General features: G+C 68.7%; 20 protein-coding genes, 1 pseudogene and 1 riboswitch. Of the genes and pseudogenes, 13 read left to right on the top strand and 8 right to left on the bottom strand.

The window, feature by feature from the left end; genetic code table 11:
• Positions 1-4: 4 nt before the first annotated feature.
• From ACLJOO_RS17205 to ACLJOO_RS17195, 3 genes and pseudogenes are all read right to left on the bottom strand, one after another.
• Positions 5-370, bottom strand: a pseudogene (locus ACLJOO_RS17205) (DNA glycosylase AlkZ-like family protein); the annotation flags it as partial.
• A gap of 169 nt (positions 371-539) precedes the next feature.
• Entirely contained in the window at positions 540-1337 is a 798-nt protein-coding gene (locus ACLJOO_RS17200; RefSeq protein WP_410788166.1) for an SDR family oxidoreductase, read from the bottom strand.
• A complete protein-coding gene (locus ACLJOO_RS17195) occupies positions 1334-2779 on the bottom strand; it encodes a flavin-containing monooxygenase (protein WP_410788165.1) in 1446 nt (481 codons plus the stop codon). The genes ACLJOO_RS17200 and ACLJOO_RS17195 overlap by 4 nt, the downstream gene beginning before the upstream one ends.
• A gap of 73 nt (positions 2780-2852) precedes the next feature.
• Here ACLJOO_RS17195 and ACLJOO_RS17190 point away from each other — a divergent pair, with 73 nt between their 5' ends.
• The 8 genes from ACLJOO_RS17190 to ACLJOO_RS17155 all read left to right on the top strand — a co-directional run bounded on the left by ACLJOO_RS17190 (position 2853) and on the right by ACLJOO_RS17155 (position 12522).
• Positions 2853-3440: a TetR/AcrR family transcriptional regulator gene (locus tag ACLJOO_RS17190; RefSeq protein WP_410788164.1), complete on the top strand. Its 588-nt coding sequence runs from the start codon at positions 2853-2855 to the stop codon at positions 3438-3440.
• Positions 3441-3590: 150 nt separating this feature from the next.
• Positions 3591-5060 carry a M36 family metallopeptidase gene (locus tag ACLJOO_RS17185; protein WP_410788163.1) on the top strand — a complete coding sequence of 490 codons (1470 nt, stop codon included), beginning with the start codon at positions 3591-3593 and terminating at the stop codon, positions 5058-5060.
• Between the two features lie 38 nt (positions 5061-5098).
• Entirely contained in the window at positions 5099-6028 is a 930-nt protein-coding gene (locus ACLJOO_RS17180) for an oxidoreductase (RefSeq protein ID WP_410788162.1), read from the top strand.
• Between the two features lie 59 nt (positions 6029-6087).
• Positions 6088-7677, top strand: coding sequence for a CocE/NonD family hydrolase (locus tag ACLJOO_RS17175; protein WP_410788161.1), 1590 nt, complete (start codon positions 6088-6090; stop codon positions 7675-7677).
• Positions 7674-8750, top strand: coding sequence for a lactonase family protein (locus tag ACLJOO_RS17170; RefSeq protein ID WP_410788160.1), 1077 nt, complete (start codon positions 7674-7676; stop codon positions 8748-8750). The genes ACLJOO_RS17175 and ACLJOO_RS17170 overlap by 4 nt, the downstream gene beginning before the upstream one ends.
• A 79-nt stretch (positions 8751-8829) precedes the next feature.
• Positions 8830-11286: a LamG-like jellyroll fold domain-containing protein gene (locus ACLJOO_RS17165; protein WP_410788159.1), complete on the top strand. Its 2457-nt coding sequence runs from the start codon at positions 8830-8832 to the stop codon at positions 11284-11286.
• 66 nt (positions 11287-11352) lie between these two features.
• Positions 11353-12177, top strand: a complete 825-nt coding sequence (locus tag ACLJOO_RS17160) for an aldo/keto reductase (protein WP_410788158.1) — start codon at positions 11353-11355, stop codon at positions 12175-12177.
• 3 nt (positions 12178-12180) lie between these two features.
• Positions 12181-12249, top strand: a riboswitch (guanidine-III (ykkC-III) riboswitch).
• A 24-nt stretch (positions 12250-12273) separates the two neighbouring features.
• Positions 12274-12522 (top strand): CBU_0592 family membrane protein, encoded by a 249-nt coding sequence (locus tag ACLJOO_RS17155; RefSeq protein WP_410788157.1) that lies wholly within the window; start codon positions 12274-12276, stop codon positions 12520-12522.
• Here the strand turns inward: ACLJOO_RS17155 and ACLJOO_RS17150 are convergent.
• Positions 12519-13367 (bottom strand): hypothetical protein, encoded by an 849-nt coding sequence (locus ACLJOO_RS17150; protein WP_410788156.1) that lies wholly within the window; start codon positions 13365-13367, stop codon positions 12519-12521. The two genes, ACLJOO_RS17155 and ACLJOO_RS17150, sit on opposite strands and share 4 nt — an antisense overlap.
• 243 nt (positions 13368-13610) lie before the next feature.
• Here ACLJOO_RS17150 and ACLJOO_RS17145 point away from each other — a divergent pair, with 243 nt between their 5' ends.
• The 3 genes from ACLJOO_RS17145 to ACLJOO_RS17135 are packed head-to-tail and all read left to right on the top strand — an operon-like array spanning position 13611 to position 16590.
• Complete coding sequence (locus ACLJOO_RS17145; protein WP_410788155.1) at positions 13611-14645, top strand: AAA family ATPase; 1035 nt, start codon at positions 13611-13613, stop codon at positions 14643-14645.
• A 29-nt stretch (positions 14646-14674) separates the two neighbouring features.
• A complete protein-coding gene (locus tag ACLJOO_RS17140) occupies positions 14675-15637 on the top strand; it encodes a DUF58 domain-containing protein (RefSeq protein WP_410788154.1) in 963 nt (320 codons plus the stop codon).
• Positions 15637-16590, top strand: a complete 954-nt coding sequence (locus tag ACLJOO_RS17135; protein ID WP_410788153.1) for a VWA domain-containing protein — start codon at positions 15637-15639, stop codon at positions 16588-16590. Before ACLJOO_RS17140 ends, ACLJOO_RS17135 begins: the two co-directional genes overlap by 1 nt.
• Here ACLJOO_RS17135 and ACLJOO_RS17130 read toward each other — a convergent pair.
• A complete protein-coding gene (locus ACLJOO_RS17130; RefSeq protein ID WP_410788152.1) occupies positions 16587-18767 on the bottom strand; it encodes a glycoside hydrolase family 9 protein in 2181 nt (726 codons plus the stop codon). The two genes, ACLJOO_RS17135 and ACLJOO_RS17130, sit on opposite strands and share 4 nt — an antisense overlap.
• A 169-nt stretch (positions 18768-18936) precedes the next feature.
• Between ACLJOO_RS17130 and ACLJOO_RS17125 the strand changes: the two genes are divergently transcribed.
• Positions 18937-19947 (top strand): LacI family DNA-binding transcriptional regulator, encoded by a 1011-nt coding sequence (locus ACLJOO_RS17125; protein ID WP_410788151.1) that lies wholly within the window; start codon positions 18937-18939, stop codon positions 19945-19947.
• A 187-nt stretch (positions 19948-20134) separates the two neighbouring features.
• Complete coding sequence (locus ACLJOO_RS17120; protein WP_130380557.1) at positions 20135-20632, top strand: DUF3145 domain-containing protein; 498 nt, start codon at positions 20135-20137, stop codon at positions 20630-20632.
• A gap of 218 nt (positions 20633-20850) precedes the next feature.
• Here the strand turns inward: ACLJOO_RS17120 and ACLJOO_RS17115 are convergent, their stop codons facing one another.
• The 3 genes from ACLJOO_RS17115 to ACLJOO_RS17105 form a co-directional block, all read right to left on the bottom strand.
• Positions 20851-22275, bottom strand: a complete 1425-nt coding sequence (locus tag ACLJOO_RS17115; RefSeq protein WP_410788150.1) for an acyl-CoA carboxylase subunit beta — start codon at positions 22273-22275, stop codon at positions 20851-20853.
• Positions 22276-22288: 13 nt separating this feature from the next.
• Positions 22289-23524, bottom strand: a complete 1236-nt coding sequence (gene fabF, locus ACLJOO_RS17110; RefSeq protein WP_410788149.1) for a beta-ketoacyl-ACP synthase II — start codon at positions 23522-23524, stop codon at positions 22289-22291.
• Positions 23525-23668: 144 nt separating this feature from the next.
• A complete protein-coding gene (locus ACLJOO_RS17105; RefSeq protein WP_130446978.1) occupies positions 23669-23917 on the bottom strand; it encodes an acyl carrier protein in 249 nt (82 codons plus the stop codon).
• Positions 23918-24007 lie beyond the last annotated feature (90 nt).

Here is a 24007-nt window from a genome sequence, read left to right as displayed (position 1 = left end):
CGGCATGGGCGAGGGCGGCGGGGTCTCGGTCGGGGTAGAGGGGGGCCAGGTGGTCGCGGAGTTGGGCGGCGGTGGCGGGGCTTTCGGTCATGCGGGCGATGCCGGCGGCCAGGACGGCGTCCATGTCCAGGCCTTCGAGGCGGTGCCGGCCGTAGGTCTGGTTCTGGTAGACCTCGCGTTCCAGCCGGGGCTGGATGATTGGGCGGAATGCGAGGAAGTCACGGCTGGAGACCAGGTGGATGGTTGCTCGCATCATCGATCCGCGGACAGCCTGGCGGGTTTCCAGGAGGGTGGAGAGGTCGGCGGGGTCGAAGTTCGTGAGCCGGGTCCAGAGGCCGACGTACGGCGCTTGCGGGGCTTGGGCCCGCATGCCGACGAGGTGTTCGATCGCGTCCAGGGCGGTCGCGTCGTGGCGTTCGAGGAGCCACTGGCGGTCCAGGGTGGCGCGGTTCAGGGCCTGCAGGCTCAGCTTGGTCATGGCGGATCCTCTCCGATCGGCGGATCCAACGGTAGGCAGAGAAGCGGTCAGTTTCGGTCCGCTACCTCCGTGCGCGAGATCGCGCGAAGGCCGCGACGCGCTCGGCGTAGTCGGCACGCGCCGCGGGATCGGCCGTGAGTCCGCGGTCGTCGCCCGCCAGCCGCAGGGCTCTGGTCATCATGGCTGAGGGAACTACCGCGTCGAGGAGTTTCCAGCCGGCCAGCCAGCGAGGTACGGCGAGCTCCGGACGACGCGTGTGGCAGGACCGGAGTACGGCGGCCGCCACGTCTGAGGGATCGACCGTCGGCAGCAGGCCGCCAAGACGCACACCGGATGACAATGACGTGCGTACGGCGCTCGGCAGCACCGCGCTGATCGTCACCCCGGTGCCCTCGAGCTCCCGGCGTACGGCGGCTGTGAGGCCGACCGCGGCGTACTTCGACGCGTTGTAGACCGCCATACCGGGGAACGGGACCCGGCCCGCCATCGACGCCACGTTCACCACGTGACCGTTGCCGCGGGCAATCATGCCGGGGAGGACGAGGCGCATGCCGTTGATCAGGCCCCAGACGTTGACGTCGAGGGTCGTCCGGCTGATCTCGTCGGGTTCGTCGAGGAACGGGCCGAGCGGCATCACGCCGGCGTTGTTCACCAGAATGTCGATCCGCCCACTGTCGACAAGCACATTGTCAACAAAATGCGCGAAAGACTCGCGTGAGGTCACATCGAGGGAGTCGTCGAGGTCACCGGCGTGCACTGTTGCGCCGGCCGCGGCGAACGCCTCCGCGGTGGCGAGGCCGATCCCCCGCGCCGCGCCGGTGACGACAACCACCGAACGACGCAGATCCATGGGCCTCATGAGCCGACCCGAACAGAAGTCCGGTACGCCGACGCGTCGAAGCGACCCACTTCGGTACGAAGGCGCCCGCTCGACCAAGGCCAACTGAAGCTGTTGCGCCCGTTCACATCGTGGTAGTAGCTGGTACAACCACCGGTCTCATAAACCGTGCCCCGCAACGCTGATTGCACAGCGGCGACGAACGCGGCCTGCCGTTCCGGCCGGACGTCGAGACTCGTCCACGGACCGGCCAACAGCCGCGTGACAGCACCCAGTACGTGGTCCAGCTGCGCCTCGAGGATCATGAACGCCGACGTGTGCCCGGTCCCGAGATTCGGCCCGAGCAGGTTGAAGAAGTTCGGGAACCCGCTCACCGCCGTACCCAGGTACGCCTGCGGAGTCCCTTGCCAATGATCCGCGAGACTCCGGCCCGCGCCGTCGACGACCCGGGAAGCAATCGGCAGGTCCAGGATCTTGAAGCCGGTGCCAAGGACAACAACGTCCACGTCCGCGCGCGTCCCGTCCGCGCCGATGACCGCGGTACCGTCGAACCCGGCCACCGCCGTCGGATGGACCGAAACGTTGCTCTGGGCAAGCGCCGGATAGTAGCTGTTCGACATCAGCAGCCGTTTGCAGCCGATCGTGTACGACGGCGTCAGCGCAGCGCGCAACGACGCCGAGCGCACCGAACGGCGGAGGTGCCACAACCCCACCTGCTGCACCGCCCGCATGACCTGCGGATGACGGAAGCCCAGCCCGAGCCCCTCCATGCCGAGGTACTCGAGCCGGCGAAGCGCCCGCTGGGCGGACGGAAAACGCCGGAAGAGCCACCGCTCGACCGAAGGCACGTAGTGATCCGGCTTCGGCAGCACCCACTGCGCCGTCCGCTGAAAGACGTGCAGCGCGGACACCGACGGCTGCAGGGCCGGCACGAACTGCACGGCCGACGCGCCCGTCCCGATCACCGCAACCCGCTTGCCGGTGAGGTCGATCGAATGGTCCCACCGCGACGAGTGGAACATCGGCCCGTCGAAGCGCCCCGGGATCGACGGCAGCAGCGGCTCGTGCCACGGACCGGTCGCCGTGATCAGCACCCTCGCTTCCAGCGGCCCGTCGCTCGTCTCCAATAACCAGCGCTCAGCCGACGCGGACCATGACGCTCGCAGCAGTTCGACACCGAAGCGGATGTGCGGCAGTACGCCGTACTGCTCGGCCGTCTGTGCCAGATAGGACTCGATCTCCGGCTGTGGGGCGAAGGCGCGCGTCCACGACGGGTTCGGTGCGAAGGAGTACGAGTACAGCGCAGACGGTACGTCGCACGCGCACCCCGGGTACGTGTTGTCCCGCCAGGTTCCACCGAGCGCGGGCGCCTTCTCGAGCACCGCGAAGCTGATCCCGGCCTGCCGCAACCGGACCGCCGCGCCGATTCCCGAGGCCCCTGCACCCACTACGACCACGTCCATCGAACCACCTCCAGAAACCGACGGTATTCGAATACTGCCAGAATTCCAATACCCGAGGCACTAGAGTCGGATCATGCCGAGGATGACCCGCGCCGAGAGCCAGGCCCGGACCCGCGAGACGCTGGTGGCGACCGCGACCGCGCTGTTCCTCCGGGACGGGTACGCCGCGACCAGCCTGGAGAAGGTCGCCGACGAGGCCGGGTACTCGAAGGGCGCCGTCTACTCGAACTTCCGCAACAAGGACGAGCTCTGCCTCGCGGTCGTCGACGCGATCCGCACCGATCAGGCCCATCGGATGGCGCTCGCACTCGAGGGCGCGAAGACGCTCGACGCCATGCTCAAGGCGTTTCAGCGCTGGGCCGACGCGACCATCGGCGACGTGGCGTGGACGGTGTTCGAGGTCGAGTTCGCGACCCGTGCGCGGCAGGACGAGCAGGTACGGCGGGGGCTCGCGGAGCGGAACGCACAGATCCGGGACGCGGTGGCGGCGTTGCTGACCGAGCATGCGGAGGCGTTCGGGATTGAGCTTCCGATGCCGGCTGAGGACTGCGCAACGGCGTTGCTGAGTCTTGGTGTCGGCCTCGGGGTGCAGCGGGCCATTGACCCAGGTGTCGGTGTTGCGGTGCTGCCCGGCGTGATCCGCATCCTCGCCGGCGGCTGAAGCCCAAAAGGCAGCCGGGAATGCTGCAGGGTTTTCCCTTGCACGGCGTGAATCTGGTGACGATCTGCTTCCCAGCGGGTACTGCGCGGAACTAGGGTTCGACGGACCGTAGTGGTTGCGTTACGCAACCTGGACGTGGGAGGGAAACGGATGAGGAAACGCCGTCAGGCGCTCGTGGCCGTCACCGCAGGACTGGCCACTGTCTCGCTCGGGTTGTCGTTCACCAGCGCCGCGGGGGCCGCGCCGGAAGCAGCGACGGCCAATCCGAACGGGCTGAAGCTGATCAAGACCAAGACGTCGCTGCTCGGCAAGCACTCTTGGTACCAGCAGACCTTCAAGGGGCTGCCGGTGATCAACGGGTACTACGCCAAGCATGTGGCCAAGGACGGCGCGGTGCAGATCGCGGACGGCCGGGACGCTGTACCGGCGAACCTGGATGTCAGTGCGACCGTCGCGCCGGCGTCCGCCACGCAGACCGCCAACGCCGCGGTCACCGCGCGGGCGAACCGTGCCCGGACCGCCGGGCCGAACAAGAACCTCGTGCCGCAGCCGGGGGCCACCAGCGGCGCCGCGCAGCTCGCGGTGATCGGCGGACCGAACGCGCGCCTGGTCTGGAACGTCACCAGCCGCTCGGCCGAGGGTGTCAGCCGCTCGCTCGTCGACGCGGACACCGGCACCGTCGTCGAGTCGAAGGTGATCAGCGACAACGTCGACGGCCGCGGCTCGGTGTTCGACCCGAACCCGGTGGTCAGTGAGCAGAACGAGAAGCTGACCGACCAGAACGACAAGAACCAGGACGCGTTGTTCCTGGCGCAGAAGAACGTGATCCTGCGCAACCTGGACGGCTCCGGCAAGCTCAACGGCCCCTATGTCAACATCACCGAGGCCAAGGGCGGCGTGGCGCAGAGCAAGACCAACACCTTCGTCTACCAGCGCGCGAACGAGAAGTTCGAGCAGGTGATGGTGTACTACCACATCAACCAGACGCAGGAGTACATCCACCAGCTCGGATTCACCGAGGTCAACAACGAGTCGCAGGACTTCTCGGTCGACACGTTCTCCGGGGACAACTCGTTCTACGACCCGTCGACGGACATGATCACCGTCGGCGAGGGCGGTGTCGACGATGCCGAGGACGCCGAGGTGATCTGGCACGAGTACGGGCACGCAATCCAGGACGACGTGGTGCCGAACTTCGGTGAGTCGGAGGAGGCCGGCGCGATCGGCGAGGGCTTCGGCGACTACTGGGCCGTGACGATGTCGGTGCCGGTGAGCAAGGGCTTCGAGCTGCCGTGCGTGATGGACTGGGACGCCACGTCGTACACGACGGACGAGTCGCACTGCCTGCGCCGGACGGATACCGGCAAGACCATCGACGACAAGACCGGTGAGGTTCACGACGACGGTGAGATCTGGTCGAACGCGCTGTGGGACATCCACCAGGCGCTCGGCCGGACGAAGGCCAACAAGCTGATCCTCGAGTCGACGTTCTTCTACGACCCCGACACGTCGTTCGCCGCCGCGGCCCAGGACACCGTCCAGGCTGCCCGGCTGCTCTACGGAAAGCCGGCGGCCGCCCAGGTCACGAAGGCCTTCCAGGACCGCAAGATCCTCCCATAACCAATACCAGGTCGTGCGCCCACGACTACTGTGGGCGCATGACCTGGAGTACGGCGGACATTCCCGACCTGACCGGACGACTCGCGCTCGTGACGGGCGCCACCAGTGGACTCGGGTACGAGACCGCGCTCGAACTGCTCAGACACGGCGCGGACGTGCTCGTCGCCGCGCGGAACCCGGAGAAGGCTGCGCAGGCGGTAGAAACCCTGACGCAGAAGGCCGGACGAGCGCCGACGGTCCTCGAGCTCGACCTGGCCGATCTGGCGAGTGTCCAGCGGGCGGCCGAGGAGGTCGTCAAGTCGTACGACAAGCTGGATCTGCTGGTCAACAACGCCGGCGTGATGGCGCCGCCGTACCGGCAGACGCTGGACGGGTTCGAGTTGCAACTGGGCACCAACCACCTGGGGCACTTCGCGCTGACCGGCCGCCTGCTTCCGTCGCTGGTCAAGGGCAGCCGGGTGATCACGGTCAGCTCGTTCATGCACAAGACCGTGCGTGGCCTCAGCGAGGACGACCTGCGCCGGCCGGCGGGCAGCTACCGGAAGTGGGAGGCGTACGGGAAGTCGAAGCTCGCCAACCTGCTCTTCATGCTGGAGCTCGACCGCCGGGCTCGCGCCGACGGAGCCGATCTGCTGAGCGTGGGGGCGCATCCCGGGTACGCGTCGACCCACTTGCAGGCAGCCGGTCCTGAGCTCGCCGGGCGTGCCCTGCAGGCGCAGTTGTGGGGCGCCGCCACGCGCATGGTCGCACAATCTGCGGCGGCCGGCGCGTGGCCGAGTCTGTACGCCGCGACGTACCCGGATCTGCGTCCTGGATCATTCGTCGGCCCGAGCTTCTTCGAGTACCGCGGTACGCCGAAGGTCGTGCTGCCGACCCGCACCGCGCAGGACCCCGAGCTGGCGCAGCGTCTCTGGGAGTGGTCGGTCGAGGCAACCGGGGTCGATCCGGCACTCACCGTGCCGAGGTAGTGACAGAGCGGCAACTTTCTGGTTACCCTCCGGTAATTCCAGTTGCCGGAGGTCCTCCAGTGCGCAAGTTCGCTGCCGCCCTAGCAGTAGCCCTGACCCTGATCGCCGTGACCCTGATCGCGAGGGGTACGAGTGCGGACGCAAGTCAGACCGCGCCAGGGTTCAGTACGTCGTACCAGCGGATCCCCGGCGCCGACGGGATCGAGGTCGGCGCCGTCGTACTGACGCCGACCGGTCAGGGCGACGGGCCGTTCCCGCTCGTGGTGATGCCGTCGAGCTGGGGTGTGCCGAACGTCGAGTACATCGGTCAGGGCGCGATGCTGGCCACCGCCGGGTTCCAGGTGATCTCGTACTCGAGCCGCGGCTTCTGGGATACCGGCGGCGGCATCGACATCGCCGGACCGCCGACCGTCGCCGATGTCAGCAAGGTGATCGACTGGGCCGACGCGCACACGCCCGCGGACACCAGCCGGGTCGCCGCGGTCGGGATCTCGTACGGCGCCGGTACGTCGCTGCTCGCCGCGGCGAAGGACCCGCGGATCAAGGCGGTCGGCGCGCTGAGCGGCTGGGCGGATCTGATCCGGTCGCTGGATCCGAACGACACGGTCGCGCTCCAGGCTGTCGCCGGTCTGCTTGCCCTGGGCAACGTCACCGGTCGGCCCGGGCCGGAGATGGCGTCGTTGCAGACGAAGTTCGCCACCGGCGACTTCAACGGTGCGATCGCGGAGGCGAAGCAGTTGTCGCCGGTTCGCTCGGCGGCGACGATGGTAGACCAAATCAATGCGCGGAAACCGGCCGTCTTCCTCGCGAACGCGTTCGAGGATTCGATCTTCCCGCCGGCGCAGTACACGGACTTCTTCACCGCGCTGACCGGCCCGAAGCGGCTGTTGCTGGCGCATGGTGATCACGCCACGCCTGAGGCGAGCGGGGCGGTTGGTCTACCAAATGAGACGTGGGACGAGTTGGCCGGCTGGTTGCGGCATTACCTCACCGGCGCGGACAACGGCGCCGACACGGAAGCGCCGGTGCAGCTCAAATCGCAGCGCGGGGTGTGGCGTGGGTATGCCAACTGGGCGGCGGTCGGCCAAGAGCGTACGTCGTACCTCACCAAGGCGGGCGCGCTGCAGGGTCAGGAGTCGATCGGGTGGAGCCGGGCGATCGGCGCTGGTATACCAACGGTTGCCGATAGTGGGGTTGCGCTCGTCTCGGGTGCGCTGCAGGGGTTGCTGTCGATCCCGACCGGGGTCGCGACGCCGCTGGTGAACCGGGCGTTCGCCGGGGTCTGGTCCGGTCCGGCGTTCGACCGGGCGACCGTGGTGAACGGGTCGCCGAAGCTGCATCTCACCGTGAAGCCGTCGGCGGCGAGTACGTCGCTGTTCGCCTACCTGTACGACGTCGACGCGCTCGGCGTCGGCTCGTTGATCTCGCACAAGCCGTACACGTTGCGCGGCGCGACGCCGGGTAAGGCGGTCCCGCTCGACCTCCGGTTGGAGGCGACGAGTTGGGAGGTGCCGGCCGGGCATCATCTCGTGCTCGTGGTGGACACGGTCGATCCGCGGTACCTCGGGCGGAGCGTGATCGGGTCGACGGTGACGTTCAGTTCACCGGCGGGCGATCCGTCCTGGGTCAGCGTTCCGGTGGCGTCGTGAACCTCAGCCGCCGGGGATTCCTCGGCTTCACCGCTGCCCTCGTCCCGATCCACCAGGCCGCAACCTGGGAGGCACCCGACGGCGAAGGTCTGGCCCATGGGGAAGCGATCGGCCGGAGATCGCGCCGCGAGGCCGGAGGCACGCTGTACCTCGGCACGTACGGCGACGGCGTGGGCATCGCGACGTACGACGCCGAAGGGAAGATCACCAGGACGGGGACGATCGCCGGTATACCGAACCCGTCGTTCGTCATCCGGGACGGCAACTTCCTGTACGCCGTGAACGAGCAGGACCCCGGCGCGGTGACGGCGATCGACATCTCCGGTACGCCGCGCGTGCTGAATCGCCAACCCAACCACGGATCCGGACCGTGCCACCTGGCCAAGGTCGGTGACTACCTGCTGAGTGCGAACTACGGATCCGGTGACGTCGCGGTCCATCCGATCGCAGCAGATGGGAGCCTTGAGCAACAAACTGACCTGGTCCGGCACGACGGGCCGGAACCGCACGCGCATCAGGTGGTGCGGGTCGGTGACTACGTGCTGGCAGTCGACCTCGGCACCGACACGATCTACACCTACACGCTCGCGGCCGGGAGGCTCACGCTGCAGCACCAGACGAAGGTCAGGACCGGCGCCGGCCCGCGGCATTTGGTATTCCATCCGTCGGGCAAGTACGCCTACGTCGCCGACGAGCTCGACAGCACCGTCACGATCTGCGGCTACGACAACGGCGTACTCACGGTCCTCGACACGGTCCCGACCGGTGCGGGGGAGAACTACCCGGGCGAGGTGGTGATCTCCGCCGACGGCCGCTTCGTCTATGTGACCAACCGCGGCGACAACAGTGTCTCCATCTTCCGCACCAACGAGGCAGGGCTCGAGCTGCTCGGATCGCCGAGCTGTGGCGGGGACTGGCCGCGGCATGCCGCATTCGACCCGACCGGCGGCCTGCTGTTCGTCGCCAATCAGAAGTCGAACAACATCACGACGTTTTCGGTAGACCAAACGGCCGGCACGCTGACGCAGACCGGCGACTTCAGCACGCCGACGCCGGTCTGCGTGAATGTTTGATCGTGCGCGAGCTCTTGCGCTTTTGTGATGAGAACGTTTCCATGGGATCGCCTTTCCCCGCCCCGGAAGGACGACGCCCATGCTCAAGATCCTCACCGCCGCAGCCCTCGTGGCCTCAGCCGTCCTGGTTCCCACGGCTCAGGCAACACCCGATTGGCACGTTGGTACACCACCTCTGACCACACCGTGGACCGACGAGGTCTCGCCCACGAACGCGCTCCCGGAGTACCCGCGCCCGCAGTTGACCCGCCCTGAGTGGCGCAACCTCAACGGCCTATGGGAATGGTCCGCCGCGACCCCAGATGAGCAGCCCCCGTTCGGACGCACGCTCAACGAGAAGGTGCTCGTCCCGTACCCGATCGAGTCCGCGCTCTCCGGTCTGCAGAAGCACGAGGACCGCATGTGGTACCGCCGTACCTTCCAGGTCCCCGACAACTGGAAGGGCCAGCGGCTCGTGCTGCACTTCGGCGCGGTCGACTACGACGCGAAGGTCTGGGTCAACGGGCGTCAGGTCGCCACGCACCGCGGCGGCTATGACGGCTTCGACGTCGACGTCACCAACGCCCTGCACGCGAAGGGCCCGCAGGAGCTGATCGTCTGGGCGGAGGACCTCACCGACGAGACATACCAGCCGATCGGCAAGCAGCGTGAGGTCGGCGACCACGGCATCTTCTACCAAGGCAGCTCCGGCATCTGGCGGACCGTCTGGATGGAGCCGGTGAACGTCGCCTCGATCAGCCGCCTCCAGCTCACGCCGGACCTGCCGAACCAGACCCTCAAGGTCACAGCCGAGACCTCTGGGCCGGCGGACCTCGACGTCGAGGTCACGGCGTACGACGGACGCCGGCAGGTCGGCCAGGTGAGAGGCAAAGCGGACACCGAGCTCCGGATGAAGATCCCGAACCCGAAGACCTGGTCGCCCGCCGACCCGTTCCTCTACGACCTCAAGGTCAAGCTGTTCGACCGCGGCAAAATGGTAGACCAAATCGGTTCGTACGCCGGGATGCGCTCGGTCGGATTGCAGAAAGGTGCCGACGGCAAACTTCGGATGGGACTGAACGGGAAGATCCTGTTCAACCTGTCCACCCTCGACCAGGGCTTCTGGCCGGACGGACTGAACACAGCACCGACCGACGCGGCGCTCCGCTTCGACCTCGAGCAGCACAAGCGACTCGGCTTCAACACCGTCCGCAAGCACATCAAGGTCGAGCCGGACCGCTGGTACTACTGGGCCGACAAGCTCGGCCTGATGGTCTGGCAGGACATGCCGGCGTCGAAGACCGACGCGATGCCCGAGCCGTGGCGTACGCAGTTCAAGTCCGAGCTGCACGAGATGGTGGAGGAGCACAAGAGCTTCACCTCGGTCACCGTCTGGGTGCCGTTCAACGAGGGCTGGGGCGAGTGGGACCGGACCGAGACCGGTGCGATCGCCGACTCGGTGAAGGCGCAGGACCCGTCCCGCCTGGTGAACGCCCACAGCGGCGTGAACTGCTGCAACTCGCACGGCGACTCCGGCCGCGGTGACCTCCTCGACTATCACGCGTACCTCGGCCCGGCGACCACGGCGCCGACAAGCGATCGCGCGGCGGTCGACGGTGAGCACGGCGGGTTCGGCCTCAAGGTGCCCGACCACATGTGGTTCGGCGACGGGTCGGCGTACGAGATGGAGCCGGACTCGGCGACTCTCACCCGCAGGTACGTCGAGAACCAGACCGATGTGCTCAGATCCGCCCAACAGTGTGGGATCAGCGGCTCGGTCTATACCCAGATCACCGATGTCGAGAGGGAGCTCAACGGGTTCTTCACCTACGACCGCCGGGTGCCGAAGATGGACTTCGCCCAGGTGCGGACAATCAACAAGCAGATTGTCGACAAGGCGAACGGAACCGGCGCCGGAACCCCGGACCCCGGCCCGGGCACGCCCGGCGTCGACGGCATCCACTTCTACCCGCTGGACGGAACCGGAGAAGATGCCGTCGGCAACAACGACGCGACGCTGCAAGGCGGCGCAGTCTACGGACCCGGCAAGAACGGCCAAGGCCTCGCGCTGAACGGATCCGGCCAGTACGCCGACACCGGCGCGGCGCTGCTCGACACCAGCAAGAACTACACCGCCAGCGCCTGGGTGAAGCTGAACAAGGCCGACGCCTCGTTCCAGACGTTCGTCAGCCAGGACGGCGATCGCGACAGCGCGTTCTTCCTGCAGTACTCCGGCCAGGACCAGCGGTTCGCGATGAGCTTCCCGGGGATCCGGGCGCTGTCGCCGACGAAGCCGAACCCGGGGCAGTGGTACCACGTCACCGGCGTACGCGACGTGGTGAAGGGTGAGCTCAGGCTGTACGTCGACGGTCAGCTCGTCGCAGCCAAGTCCGCCTGCACGCTCGATTCCAGTTCGACCGGCAACACGGTGATCGGCCGGGCGAAGTTCGGCGGCAACCAGGTCGACTTCCTCGACGGGACCATCGACCAGGTGCACCTCTACGACCGAGCCCTGACCGACGCGGAGGTGCAGACCCTGTACGAATCCGGTCGCTAGTTCGAGATGCAAAGAAGCCGCCGAGCCCTGATCCTGGTAGGTAACCGACCAGCGGAGGTGAGTGCGATGGCTGCACCCAGCCAGGTGCTCGCACCCCGCACCACGGCCCGGTTCCGCCCGCCGCGGTTCGGGCTCGGCGGCTCACATCTCGGCGACCCAGGACCCGATCCAGGAGACGAGACCGGACACGACACAGGAGACGAGACCGCGGTCGCGACGGTCGATGCGGCGTACCAGGCCGGCATCAGGTTCTTCGACACGTCCCCGGCGTACGGCGACTCCGAGCGACGACTCGGTTTGGCCCTGCAGCGGCGGCCGCGTGGTGAGTTCCTGGTGTCGACGAAGGTGGTCGGCGCCGACCCGGAGGAGTCGGTCCGGGCGAGCAGCGAGCGACTCGGTCTCGCCGTCGATCTGGTGTTCGCGCAGGACGACGCGGCGTACCCGGTGCTCGATCGGCTGCGGCGGGACGGCGTGATCAAGGCACTCGGGGCGGTGTCGGACGACTGGCGCGAGCTCGATCGGCAGGTGCGGGACGTCGAACTGGACTGTGTGCTGCTCACCGCGCAGTACGAGCTGCTCGACCAGTCGGCCAGGCCGCTGCTGGATCGTTGCGTCGCGCGCGGGGTGTCCGCGGTCGTCTCCGGCGTACTCACACCACAGGTGCTGCACATGGAGACCATCCAGGCGAGAAGGTTATCGGCGGTCTGCGAGCGGTACGGCGTCTCGCTGCCGCAGGCCGCGCTCGCCTTCCCCAGCAGGCATTCCGCGGTCACGTCGGTGCTGATCGCGGCGTCGTCACCCGCGGAGATCCGCGCCGACGCAGCGCTCGTCAGGCAGCCGGTGCCGGAGCGGCTCTGGAAGGATCCGGAGTTGCTGCGTTTGCTATCTTGAAGTGAGGAGTTCGCGTTTCAGCGGGCTCCCCGGACGAGCGGCGCCGTACCCGGTCTGAGAAGACGACGCCTTGCCCCTCAGGGAGGGGGTCGTCCCATGCATGCGATCGATGTCGTCGAAATCGTTGGCGCGCTCACCATTCTGGTGGCGTTCGCGGCCGCGCAGACCGGGAAGCTGCACCAGCGCACGATCACGTACCAGCTCCTGAACCTGCTCGGATCGGGGGTGCTGGCAACGATCGCGGCCGTCCATCAGTCCTGGGGCTTCCTGCTGCTGGAAGGCAGCTGGGCGGTGATCAGCCTGCTTGGCCTGCTGAATTTGCTGAGGCGCGAGGACGCGAACTAGAACTTGTCGCCCGGGTTCGTCGCCGTACCGGACGTACCCGTCGGCACCACGGTGGGGATGCCGGTGCTCGGTGTGACCGTAGTCGGGCTGGCGGTCGGCGGCGACGCGGACCCTGTCCCGGTCCCCGGCGGCGGCGTGGTCGGCGTGACCGTAACCGTCGTGGTCCCGCTCGGGGTCGGGATGACGGGCTCCGGCTCCAGCGGCGCGGCGTGCCGGAACAGCAGCCACGCCAGGAACACCGCGAGCGCCATGATCACGGCCATCGTCAGCAACGCGAGCGCCAGCGCCCATCGCGACGCGGGGCGTAGTGCGTTCGGCCACGGAAGCGGCCAGATCCGGAACAGGCCGGGGCGGCGACGGTTCTCCCAGTAGTGCCGGAAGTCCGGTCCGCGGAGCTTCCCGGGCTGTGGGATCCGGTCCATCAGGACCGCGGACAGAATCTCCTCGCCGCGGCGTTCCGCGATCAGCCGCTCGTCGGACGCCGCGCTGGACCCGTCGTCGGTCCGGATCGGCCCGACCGCGACCCAGAGCGCGAGATCGTCGTCGTCGGAGTCGTTGTGCGCGAGTACGGCGTCCTCGGGCAGTTCGTCGACGGCGTTCACGAACCGCTCGCGGGCGGCGGCGTCGTCGGCCGATCCCTCGGTCATCATCGCGACGATCGCGTCCCGGCCGTCCTCGGAGCTGGCGGTGTACAGGTAGCCGGCCGCGTTCGCGCCGAGCCGGCCGCGGAGCCAGAACTCGCCGACCCGCGGCGGGTCCTCCGGCTGCAGCGGGAGGGCGTCCGGAATCTCCAGCGCAGGCCGGTCCTCCGGCTGCACCTTCGGCTGGGATTCGGTCGCAGTCATCACCCCAATCCCACCACATCCCCGGTAGCACGCGCACCGAACCCACCTTGAGCACCCGCCAACCGTTTCCGGACCGGACATTTGGCTGGTGGGGGCTCAAGGTGCGGCGGGCCCGGGATTTGGGGCCGGGGTGGAGGATGGGACGGGGCTCCGGGAGCGCTGGCCCCGGTGATCTGATGGAATGGCCGTGTTGTGTGAAGTGGGGAATGACAAGGCTCGGGTGCGGGCCCCGGAAGGACAGGCATGACCGAAACCACGGTGCCGGCAGGAACGGTGGCCCAGCAGTCCCGGCTGATCGGCGAGGCCCTTGGCGAGGTCAAGCGGGTGATCGTCGGCCAGGAGCACATGGTCGAGACGCTGATGGTGTCGCTGCTGGCCAAGGGTCACTGCCTGCTCGAAGGTGTCCCGGGCGTCGCCAAGACACTCGCCGTCCGGACCTTCGCCAGCGTGGTCGGCGGCACGTTCGCCCGGATCCAGTTCACCCCGGACCTGGTCCCGTCCGACATCGTCGGCACCCGGATCTACCGGCAGACCCGCGAGACCTTCGACATCGAGCTCGGCCCGACGTTTGTGAACTTCGTGCTGGCCGACGAGGTCAACCGCGCACCGGCCAAGGTGCAGTCCGCGATGCTGGAGCTGATGGCCGAGCGGCAGGTGTCGATCGGCGGCCAGACGTTCCCGATGCCGAAGCCGTTCATCGTGATCGCGACCCAGAACCCGATCGAGTCCGAGGGCGTGTATCCGCTGCCCGAGGCGCAGCGTGACCGATTCCTGGTGAAGATCGACGTACCGCATCCGCGCGGTCACGAGGAGTTCGAGATCCTCCGCCGGATGAGCGTCGACCCGCCGGAGCCGCGGCAGGTGCTGAAGCCGGAGACGATCCTCGAGCTGCAGCGGTCCGCGGAGCAGGTCTTCGTGCACAACCTGGTCGCGGAGTACGCCGTCCGCCTGGTGATGGCGACCCGGACGCCGACCGACTTCCACCTGCCCGACCTGGAGCCGATCATCGAGCTCGGCGTCAGCCCGCGCGCGACCCTCGGCCTGATCGCGGCCGGCCGGGCGCTGGCGCTGATCCACGGGCGGGACTACCTGCTGCCGAGCGACATCCAGACCGTCGCCCTGGACGTGATGGGGCACCGGCTCGGCCTGACCTTCGACGCGGTCGCGGACAACATCGACCCGCGCGCCGTGATCGAGCGGATCCTGGCCACCGTCCCGCCGCCGCAGCCGGTCTGGCGCGACGGCACCGACGGCTCCGGCCGCCCGGAGTTCGTGTAGTGCCCAATCGCCCTGATCCACGAGTTGCGATGACGATCTCGCAGCTCGCTCCCGAGCGTGCGTTGCGGCGGCTCGAGCTGACCGTCGTACGGCGGCTCGAGGGTTACCTGCACGGGGAGCACCTCGGCCTGCTGCCCGGGCCCGGCACCGAGCTGGCCGAGGCGCGGGAGTACCAGGTCGGCGACGACGTACGGCGGATGGACTGGGCGGTCACCGCGCGCACCACGGTTCCGCACGTCCGCGACCTGATCGCGGACCGTGAGCTGGAGACCTGGGCGCTGGTGGACCTGTCCGGCTCGATGGACTTCGGTACGTCGACGCTCGAGAAGCGGGAGCTCGCGGTCGCGGCCGTGGCGACGGTCGGGTTCCTGACCCACCGGCTCGGTGACCGGTTCGGCGGGCTGATGCTGCGCGACTCGGCGCTGCGCCGCTGGCCGGCGCGGTCCGGGCGGCTCGCGCTCTACGGCCTGCTGCGCGCGCTGCTGGCCGAGCAGTTCAACGGCGACGAGGAGGCGCACCGCAGCGATCTGGCCGCGGCGCTCGAGTCGATGGCGCGGACGCAGCGTAAGCGCGGACTGCGCGTGATCGTCTCGGACTTCCTCACCCCGCAGGACGGCGAGGTGGCCAGCCAGATCGAGCCGTCCTGGGAGCGAGCGATGCGCAAGCTGACCGCGCAGCACCAGGTGCTGGCGGTCGAGATCGTCGACCCGCGCGAGCTGGAGCTGCCGAACATCGGCGTCGTCACGATCGGTGACCCGGAGACCGGCGAGATCCGCGAGATCGACACCCGGCGCCGCAAGGTCCGGGAAGCGTTCGCGACGGCCGCGCTCGCGCAGCGGGAACGAACGCGGGCCGCCCTGCGTAGGGTAGGTGCGGGGCACCTGGTACTGCGGACCGACCGCGACTGGGTCGCCGACACCGTGCGGTTCGTGCTCGCCTACCGGCATGTCGCGTCCCGCCTGCACCAACCGCCGAAGGGAGTGGCTCGCTGATGGAGTTCCTGTCTCCAGGGCGGTTGTGGTTCCTGCTGCTCATCCCGCTGATCGTCGCGGGGTACATCTTTCTCCAGCACCGTCGCTCGCAGTACGCGCTGCGCTTCACCAACATCGCGCTGCTGGACCGGGTCGCGCCGCGGCGGCCGCAGTGGCGGCGGCACCTGGCCGTCGGGCTGGCGCTGCTGGCCGCGCTGACCTGCATCGTGGCGTTCGCGCAGCCGAAGGACAAGGTGAAGGTGCCGCGCGAGCGGGCCACGATCGTGGTGGCGGTCGACGTCTCGCTGTCGATGATGGCCACCGACATCGACCCGAACCGGCTCGAGGCCGCGAAGAAGTCGGCGAAGAACTTCGTCAACCAGCTGCCCAGCAAGTTCAACGTGGCGCTGGTGAACTTCGCCGGTACGGCGTCGATCATCGTGCCGCCGACCACCGATCGGGCGACCGTGCTGCGCTCGATCGACGGGCTCGAGCTGGCCGAGTCGACCGCGACCGGTGAGGGCATCTTCACCTCGCTGCAGGCGCTCACCCAGGTCCCGCCGGACCCTGAGCACCCGACCGAGCCGGCCCCGGCGCGGATCGTGCTGCTGTCCGACGGGAAGCGCACCGTCGGCCGGACCGCCCAGGAGGGCGCGCAGGCGGCGAAGGCGAAGAGCACCCCGGTGTACACGATCTGCTTCGGCACCGACTCCGGCTTCATCGAGATGGACGGCATCCGGCAGCGGGTGCCACCGGACCGCGCCGAGCTGCGGTCGGTCGCCGAGATCAGCGGCGGCAAGGCCTACACCGCGGAGTCGGCCGGCGAGCTCGAGGACGTCTACAAGGACATCGGCTCCTCGGTCGGGTACGACGAGGTCGACAAGGAGATCACCGCCCGGTACGCCGGGATCGCGATGCTCTTCACCCTCGCCGCCGCCGGCGCCTGCATCGCACTCGCCACACGCTTCCCCTAGGAGTCGGCGTACGCGGTCAGCCAGGCCAACGCCGAGTTCCAGTTGATGGCGACCTCGTTGGTGGAGTACGAGCCGATATCGTCGAGGTAGCACTTGGCAGGAGCGCAGCCCGGGAGGTTGCGTTGGGCAACGGGATCCTGCAGGTGCGAGTTCGGCCCGCCGGCGAGCGAGCCTGGGTACGGCGACGGGAATGCGGGGTTGAGCGAGTGGGCCCAGAAGCGGTGGTGCTGGTTGTGGCTCGAGCGTTCGCCGTACCCGGTCACGTAGGACTGGTTGAGCGCGTTCCGGCCGAGTAGGTAGTCGAGCGACTCGAGCGCCGCCGATCGGTAGGCGGACCGCCCGGTGAGGTCCGCGGCGAGGGCGAGGATCATCGCGTCGTTGGCCGTCGCGGAGTTCGATCCCCAGACGTACTGGCCGTCCGCCGGCTTGTACGGGTTGGGGTAGCCCTGCGACTTCAGGTCGGCGAGGTAAGTGTTCGCCGCGTCCGTGATCCGCGTGCGCAGCTTCCAGCGGTCGGTCGGTGACAGCCGCCACGGCACGCGGGCCAGCGCGAGATCGGCCAGTCCGCCGGTCTCCTGCCACGAGAACCCGTCGGCCGCGTTCAGGGTCGTCGAGATGAAGCGCTTGTACGACGTCCTGCCCGTCGTCGCGAACAACTCGGCGGCGGCCCACGAGAACTCGTCCGTCACCTTCGTGTCGTCGTACGCTCCACCGCCTTCACCACCTGCCGGTGCGTACAACGCCGGGTGCTGTCGTGCTGCGTTCCAGGCCGTCTCCGCGGCGGCCAGGCACCGGGCGGCGAACCGGTGGTCCCAGCGCGCGTAGACCCGGGCGCAGCGGGCGCCGACGGCCGCGAGGTTGAGCGTCGCCGCGGTCGACACCGGGTAGAGGTAGCGCGGTTGCGGGTCGTCGGCGGGCGCGAGGCCGAGCCCGGTCCACTTCTCGTCGTGGACCTTGTGGTGCACCATGCCGTTCGGCGCCTGCATCCGCAGCAGGAAGTCGAGCTCCCACCGGGCCTCGTCGAGTACGTCGGGCGTCCGGTTGCCGGACTCGGGGATCTTCAGCGCGATACCGGGCCCGGTCTCCTCGTACAGATCGAGAAGCTGCCACGCGGCGAGCGCTCCGTTCACGACGTACTTCCCGTGGTCGCCGGCGTCGTACCAACCGCCGCGGACGTCGAGGCTGTAGTCGCATGTGCCCGGGTAGCAGGGCACGGAGGTGTCGCCCTGGTTCGGCGCGACGCCGAGGTGGCCGGCGGCGCGGGCGTACTCCGCGCCGACGTACTTCGCTTCAATCGGGAGGCCGCTGCGGTTGTTGTAGAAATACTCGAGCGCGTCCTGGCGGAGTCCGGCGTACAGGTGCTTGCCGATGTCGAAGGGCTCGCTGACGTCCTCCCCGACGACCAGCCGGAAGCCGGTGCCGGTACCGCGGTACGCGGCGAAGTCGATCAGTTGTACGGCGTCCCCGGCGAGCGCGTCCGTACCGTACGGCGTGGTGCGGCCGGTGGCGACGACCTCGTTGCTCGCGGCAAGCAGGCGCCAGTCGAGCGGAGCGGTGGCTGTGGTGACGTAGGTGGCGCGCTTCGGCCCGTTGGCGACGTACCCGAGCTGGTTGACGCGCACCGGTGAGCCGAAGTCGCGGACTCCACCGGGTGGGATGACGCCGCCGATGACCGAGATGTTGTCGAGGCAGAGCGTGTACGGCTCGGTCGCGCCGCCCATCTGGAACGACACCTGACCGTGTGTGTCGGTGACGGGGGAGGTGCCCGTGAAGACGTAAGTCTGCGGAGTGCTGGTCGCGTCGACGGTCTTGTTGAGCACGGTCGCGTACGGCGTTGCTGCCTGCTGGAGGACGGCATGGAACTGGACCGGCCGGGTCGTCGACGCGTCGAACTTCAGGGTGTACGGCTGACCCTCTTCGAGCGGGAGGTCGTCCTGGCCGATCATCGAGTCCCACGGGTTCACGGTGCCGGCCGGAATCTGCGCGCAGAGCTTGCCGTCGGCGACGGTGGCGGGCGTGTTGCCACTGCTCCACCACGGCTCCTTCGTGACGTCGAAGGTCCCGTTGAGGACCCGCTCGTACGACGGATCGGCGGCGGCCGGTGCGGTGAGGAGCGGGACCAGGGTGAGGGCGCCGAGCAGGGCGATCGCACCGGACCGCCGTCGAGATCTGAGCATGGCGGGCCTCCGCTGGGAGCGCTTGCAGTTTATGGACCAAGTGGGACCTGATGCTGCCGACCGGGAACACCTGTGTCAAGGTTTGGGAGCGCTACCATTCTGGTGCTGGAGGGCGCACTCAGGATGTGATGTTCTACGCTCGCCCTACGCCAAAAGTAAGGAACCGCCGGTGACCGACCTCTCCAGACGCCAGGTGACGCTCGACGAAGTCGCCGAGCGTGCCGGTGTGTCCCGGTCAGCGGCCTCACGTGTCATCAACAACGCCCCGCACGTCAGCAAGGCGAAGCGGGCCGCCGTACTGCGGGCAGTCGCCGACCTGGGCTACGTGCCCAACGCGACAGCGCGGGCGCTCGCGACGCAGCAGGCCGGCGCGGTGGTTCTCGCCATCTCCAGCGACAGCCCGCAGGTGTTCGCGGACCCGTTCTTCGCCGAGGTCGTGGTCGGCATCTCGGCGGTGCTCGACGAGACCGAGCTGGAGCTGATGTTGCTGCTGGCAACGTCGTCGCGGGGACAGACCCGGCTCGAGCAGCTGCTGCGGACGCGGCAGGCCGCCGGGGTGATGCTGATGTCGATGCACGGCGACGACCCGCTCGCGCGGCTCGCCGAGAAGTCCGACGTACCGGTGGTGTTCGGCGGGTGCCCGATCGGCTTCGAACCGCGGTACTACGTCGACGCGGACAACCGCGGCGGCGCACGGCTCGCGACCGAACACCTGATCGCGAGCGGACGGACCCGGATCGCCACGATCACCGGCCGGATGGACGAGGGCGCCGGCAGCGCGCGGTACAAGGGGTTCCAGGAGGCCCTCGCCGTCGCCGGACTCGACGCCGGCCGAGTTGCCCACGCCGACTTCTCCGAGGACGGCGGAACAGCAGCGATGCGCGAGTTGCTTGACAAGCACGCCGACCTGGACGCGGTGTTCGTCGCGTCCGACCAGATGGCCGTCGGCGCGCTGCAGGTGGTGAAGGAGGCCGGGCGCTCGGTTCCGGGCGATGTGGCGATCGTCGGCTTCAACGACATCGCCGGTGCCCGGCACATCGATCCGCCGCTGACCACGGTCGCCCAGCCGATCCAGTCCCTCGGCCGGGAGATGGCGCGGATGCTGCTGGCACTGATTTCCGGGGAGACGCCGACGCCGCTGATTCTCCCCACTCGCCTGGTGCGCCGCGGGTCCAGCTGAGATCGCGACACGACGGTGATGTAGTTGACACGGCGAGGTTGCTGGTGTTGGAGGGGACTGTGGTGCAAGATGTACCAGAGTTCCGCGGGGCATCTTGTGATGCCGTGAGGGATTCAGTACCGCCAGGACCGACAGACAAGTGATCGAGAACGCTGGGGAAGGCGCCCCTCGAGCACAGGAGGTCCCGGTGGCGACAACTCGTGGCGTTCTGTACGTCCACACGGTGCCGTCAGCGTTGTGCCCGCATGTCGAGTGGGCCGCGGGCGGCATCCTTGGCGTGCCCGTGAAACTGGACTGGACACCGCAGCCCGCGGCCCAGGGCCAGTACCGGGCCGAACTGTCGTGGCAGGCCGAGGCCGGGACCGCGGCGAAGCTGGCGTCCGCCTTGCGCGGATGGCAGAAGCTCCGGTTCGAGGTGACCGAGGAACCGAGCAACGGCGTCGAAGGCGAGCGGTACTCCTTCACCCCGGCGCTCGGGGTCTTCCACGCGACCACCGGCGTCCACGGCGACATCATGGTGCCCGAGGAGCGGCTGAAGGCGGCCATGCTGAAGGCGGCGAGCGGCGAGGCCGACCTGACCGAGGAGGTCGAGCGGTTGCTCGGCCGCCCGTGGGACGACGAGCTGGAGCCCTTCCGGTACGCCGGCGACGGCGCCCCGGTGCGCTGGCTCCACCAGGTCGTCTAAGGAGATGCTGAGAACTTCAGAAGAAACCTGTGAACTAGGGGATTTCGCCGAACTTTTCGGTGAGACTGAGCATCAGACGTTTTACAAGGGTGGGAGGGGCCGTGGCCGCTGGGCCACCGGGTGTCGGGACACCCCCGGTGGTTGTTAACCACAGCGGCCGCACCACGTGAAGGGCACGGATCTTCGGATCCGTGCCCTTCAAGCCGTTTCAGGGCTGTCTACAGCGGGATGTTGCCGTGGTTCCCGCGGATCGGGCCGTCGGCCTCCGCCTTGGCCAGTGCGGTCGCGAGTGCCGTGCGGGTGCGGGTCGGTTCGACGACCTCGTCGACGACGCCGATCTCGATGGCCCGGTCGATGCCGCCGGCAATCTTCTCGTGTTCCGCGGCCAGCTCGGTCTCGACCTGGGGCCGGAGCTCCGGAGCGACCTCGGCGAGCTTGCGGCGGTGCAGGACCCGGATGGCCGCCACCGCGCCCATCACGGCGACTTCGGCGCGCGGCCAGGCGAACACGCGGGTGGCGCCCAGCGAGCGTGCGTTCATCGCGATGTACGCCCCGCCGTACGTCTTCCGGGTCACCAGCGTCACCCGCGGTACGACGGCCTCCGCGAACGCGTGCAGCAGCTTCGCGCCCCGTCGTACGACACCGTCCCACTCCTGACCGACGCCAGGCAGGTACCCCGGTACGTCGACCAGGACGACGAGCGGTACGCCGAACGCGTCGCACATCCGGACGAACCGGGACGCCTTCTCCGCGGACAGGGCGTCCAGGCAACCACCGAGCCGGAGCGGGTTGTTCGCGATCACGCCGATCGTGCGGCCGCCGAGGCGACCGAGCGTGGTGACGATGTTCGGCGCCCACCGCTGGTGCAGTTCGACCGAGGAGTCCTCGTCGAGCACCCCTCCGACCAGCGGGTGGACGTCGTACGCGCGCTTCGCCGACTCGGGCAGGAACCCGGACAGATCGGTGTCCGGGATCGCGGTCGACATCGTGCCCTGGTTGGCGAGCAGGTCGGTCAGCCGGCGCGCCTGCTCCAGCGCCGCCGCCTCGCTGTCGGTGGTGATGTGGACGACGCCGGACCGCCGCCCGTGCGGCTCGGGGCCGCCGAGACGGAGCATGTCGACGTCCTCACCGGTGACCGAGCGGACCACGTCCGGGCCGGTCACGAAGATCCGGCCCTCCGGTCCGAGGATGACGACATCGGTCAGCGCCGGACCGTACGCCGCGCCGCCCGCCGCCGGGCCGAGGACGACGGAGATCTGCGGGATCTTCCCGGAGGCCTGCGTCATCGCGTAGAAGATCTTGCCGACGGCGTGCAGGCTGAGCACGCCCTCGGCCAGCCGGGCGCCGCCGGAGTGCCACAAGCCGATGATCGGCACCTGTTCTTCGCGGGCGACCTCGTACGCCTTGACCACCACGTCGCAGCCGATGTCACCCATCGCGCCGCCCATCACGGTGGCGTCCGAGCAGAACGCCACGACCTTCGCTCCGGCAATCCGCCCGCGGGCCGCGATCATCCCCGACAGATCATCGGGGGTGATCAGCTCCAGACTGCCCGGGTCGAGCAGGTTCGTGAGCCGGGTGACGGGGTTCCGCGGATCCAGCTCACGGGGCAGTTTGGCGGGTTTTGCCGGGGCGACGGTCATGTTGCCTCCAGGACTACAGGGTTTTGAAGGCGATGGCGGCGTTGTGGCCGCCGAAGCCGAACGAGTTGTTCAGCGCCGCGATGTCCCCGTCGGGCAGCTTGCGCTGCTCGGTCGCGACGTCCAGGTCGATCTCGTCGTCGAGCTTGTCCACGTTGATGGTGGGCGGCGAGACCCGGTTCTTCAGGGCGAGCACGGTGGCGACCGACTCGACCGCGCCGGCGCCGCCGAGCAGGTGGCCGATCATCGACTTCGGCGCGGTGGCGACCGCGTGGTCGGCCTCCTTGCCGAGCGCCTGCCGGATCGCGATCGACTCGGCGATGTCGCCCTGCGGCGTCGAGGTGGCGTGCGCGTTGATGTGGAAGATGTCGGCCGGGGTCAGGTCGCCCTCGGACAGCGCCCGCTCCATCGCCCGCCGCGCACCGGAACCGGTCGGGTCCGGCTGCGCGATGTCGTGGCCGTCGGCGGAGATGCCCGCGCCGGCGAGCTCGGCGTAGATCTTCGCGCCGCGCGCCTTCGCGTGCTCGTACGACTCCAGGATCAGGATCCCGGCGCCCTCACCGAGCAGGAACCCGTCGCGGTCCACGTCCCACGGACGGGAAGCCCTCTCCGGGTCGTCGTTGCGCTTGCTGAGCGCCTGCATCATCCCGAACGCGGCCAGCGGCAGCGCCATGATCGCGCCCTCGGCGCCACCGGCGACCACCACGTCCGCGCGGCCGAGCCGGATCTGGTCCAGACCCAGCCAGATCGCCTCGTTACCGGACGCGCACGCCGACACCGGGGTGTGGACGCCGGCCTTGGCCCCGAGCTCGAGGCTCACGTAGGCCGCCGACGAGTTCGGCATCAGCATCGGGATCGCCAGCGGCGACACCCGGCGCGGGTTCTGCTGCAGGGCGTCGTAGTTCGACAGCGTCGTGTGCAGGCCGCCGATCCCGGAGGCGACCGCGACACCGAGCCGCTCCTTGTCGAGCCCGGAGTCCTCCAGGCCGGAGTCGGCCCAGGCCTCGCGGGCGGCGACGACGGCGAGTTGCGCCGTACGGTCGAGACGGCGGGCCTTGACGCGCTCGATGACCTCGGTCGGCTCGACCGCGACCGGTGCGGCGATCTGCACCGCCAGGTTCTGCACCCACTCGTCGGTCAGCCGCCGTGCGCCGGAGCGACCGGCCAGCAACCCTTCCCAGGTGCTGGTCACATCGCCGCCGAGCGGAGTCGTGGCTCCGAGTCCGGTGATGACGACTCGGGTCTTCGACATGGTTACCTCATCCTTCACATGAGCGTTCTGCGGTTGGGAGCGAGGGGTGGCTGCGTTTGTCGCGGTACGGGCGTGGTGCTCATCGGACTGCCTTGCGACGAAGGGGCCCGATGAGCACCCGGGCCAGCACGGTGACGGCGTACGTCAGCCGTTCTGGGCGCGCTCGATGAACGCGACCGCGTCGCCGACGGTCTTCAGGTTCTTGACCTCGTCGTCGGGGATCTTCACGTCGAACTTCTCCTCGGCGGCCACCACGACCTCCACCATGGAGAGCGAGTCGACGTCGAGGTCGTCGGTGAAGGACTTGTCCAGCTGGACGTCCTCGACCGGGATGCCGGCGATCTCGTTCACGATCTCGGCGAGGTTGGAACGGATCTCTTCGGTGCTGGCCATGTTCTCTGGTTCCCTTTCGGATTTCTTCTGGCTGTCACAGCCGGGTGCGGCCACCTGAGCCGCCCCCGGACAACTATGGACTACTCGTGA

The sequence above is a fragment of the Kribbella sp. C-35 genome, from assembly GCF_046549195.1.
Taxonomy (GTDB): domain Bacteria; phylum Actinomycetota; class Actinomycetes; order Propionibacteriales; family Kribbellaceae; genus Kribbella.
This window is presented reverse-complemented; position numbering and strand designations above follow the sequence as displayed.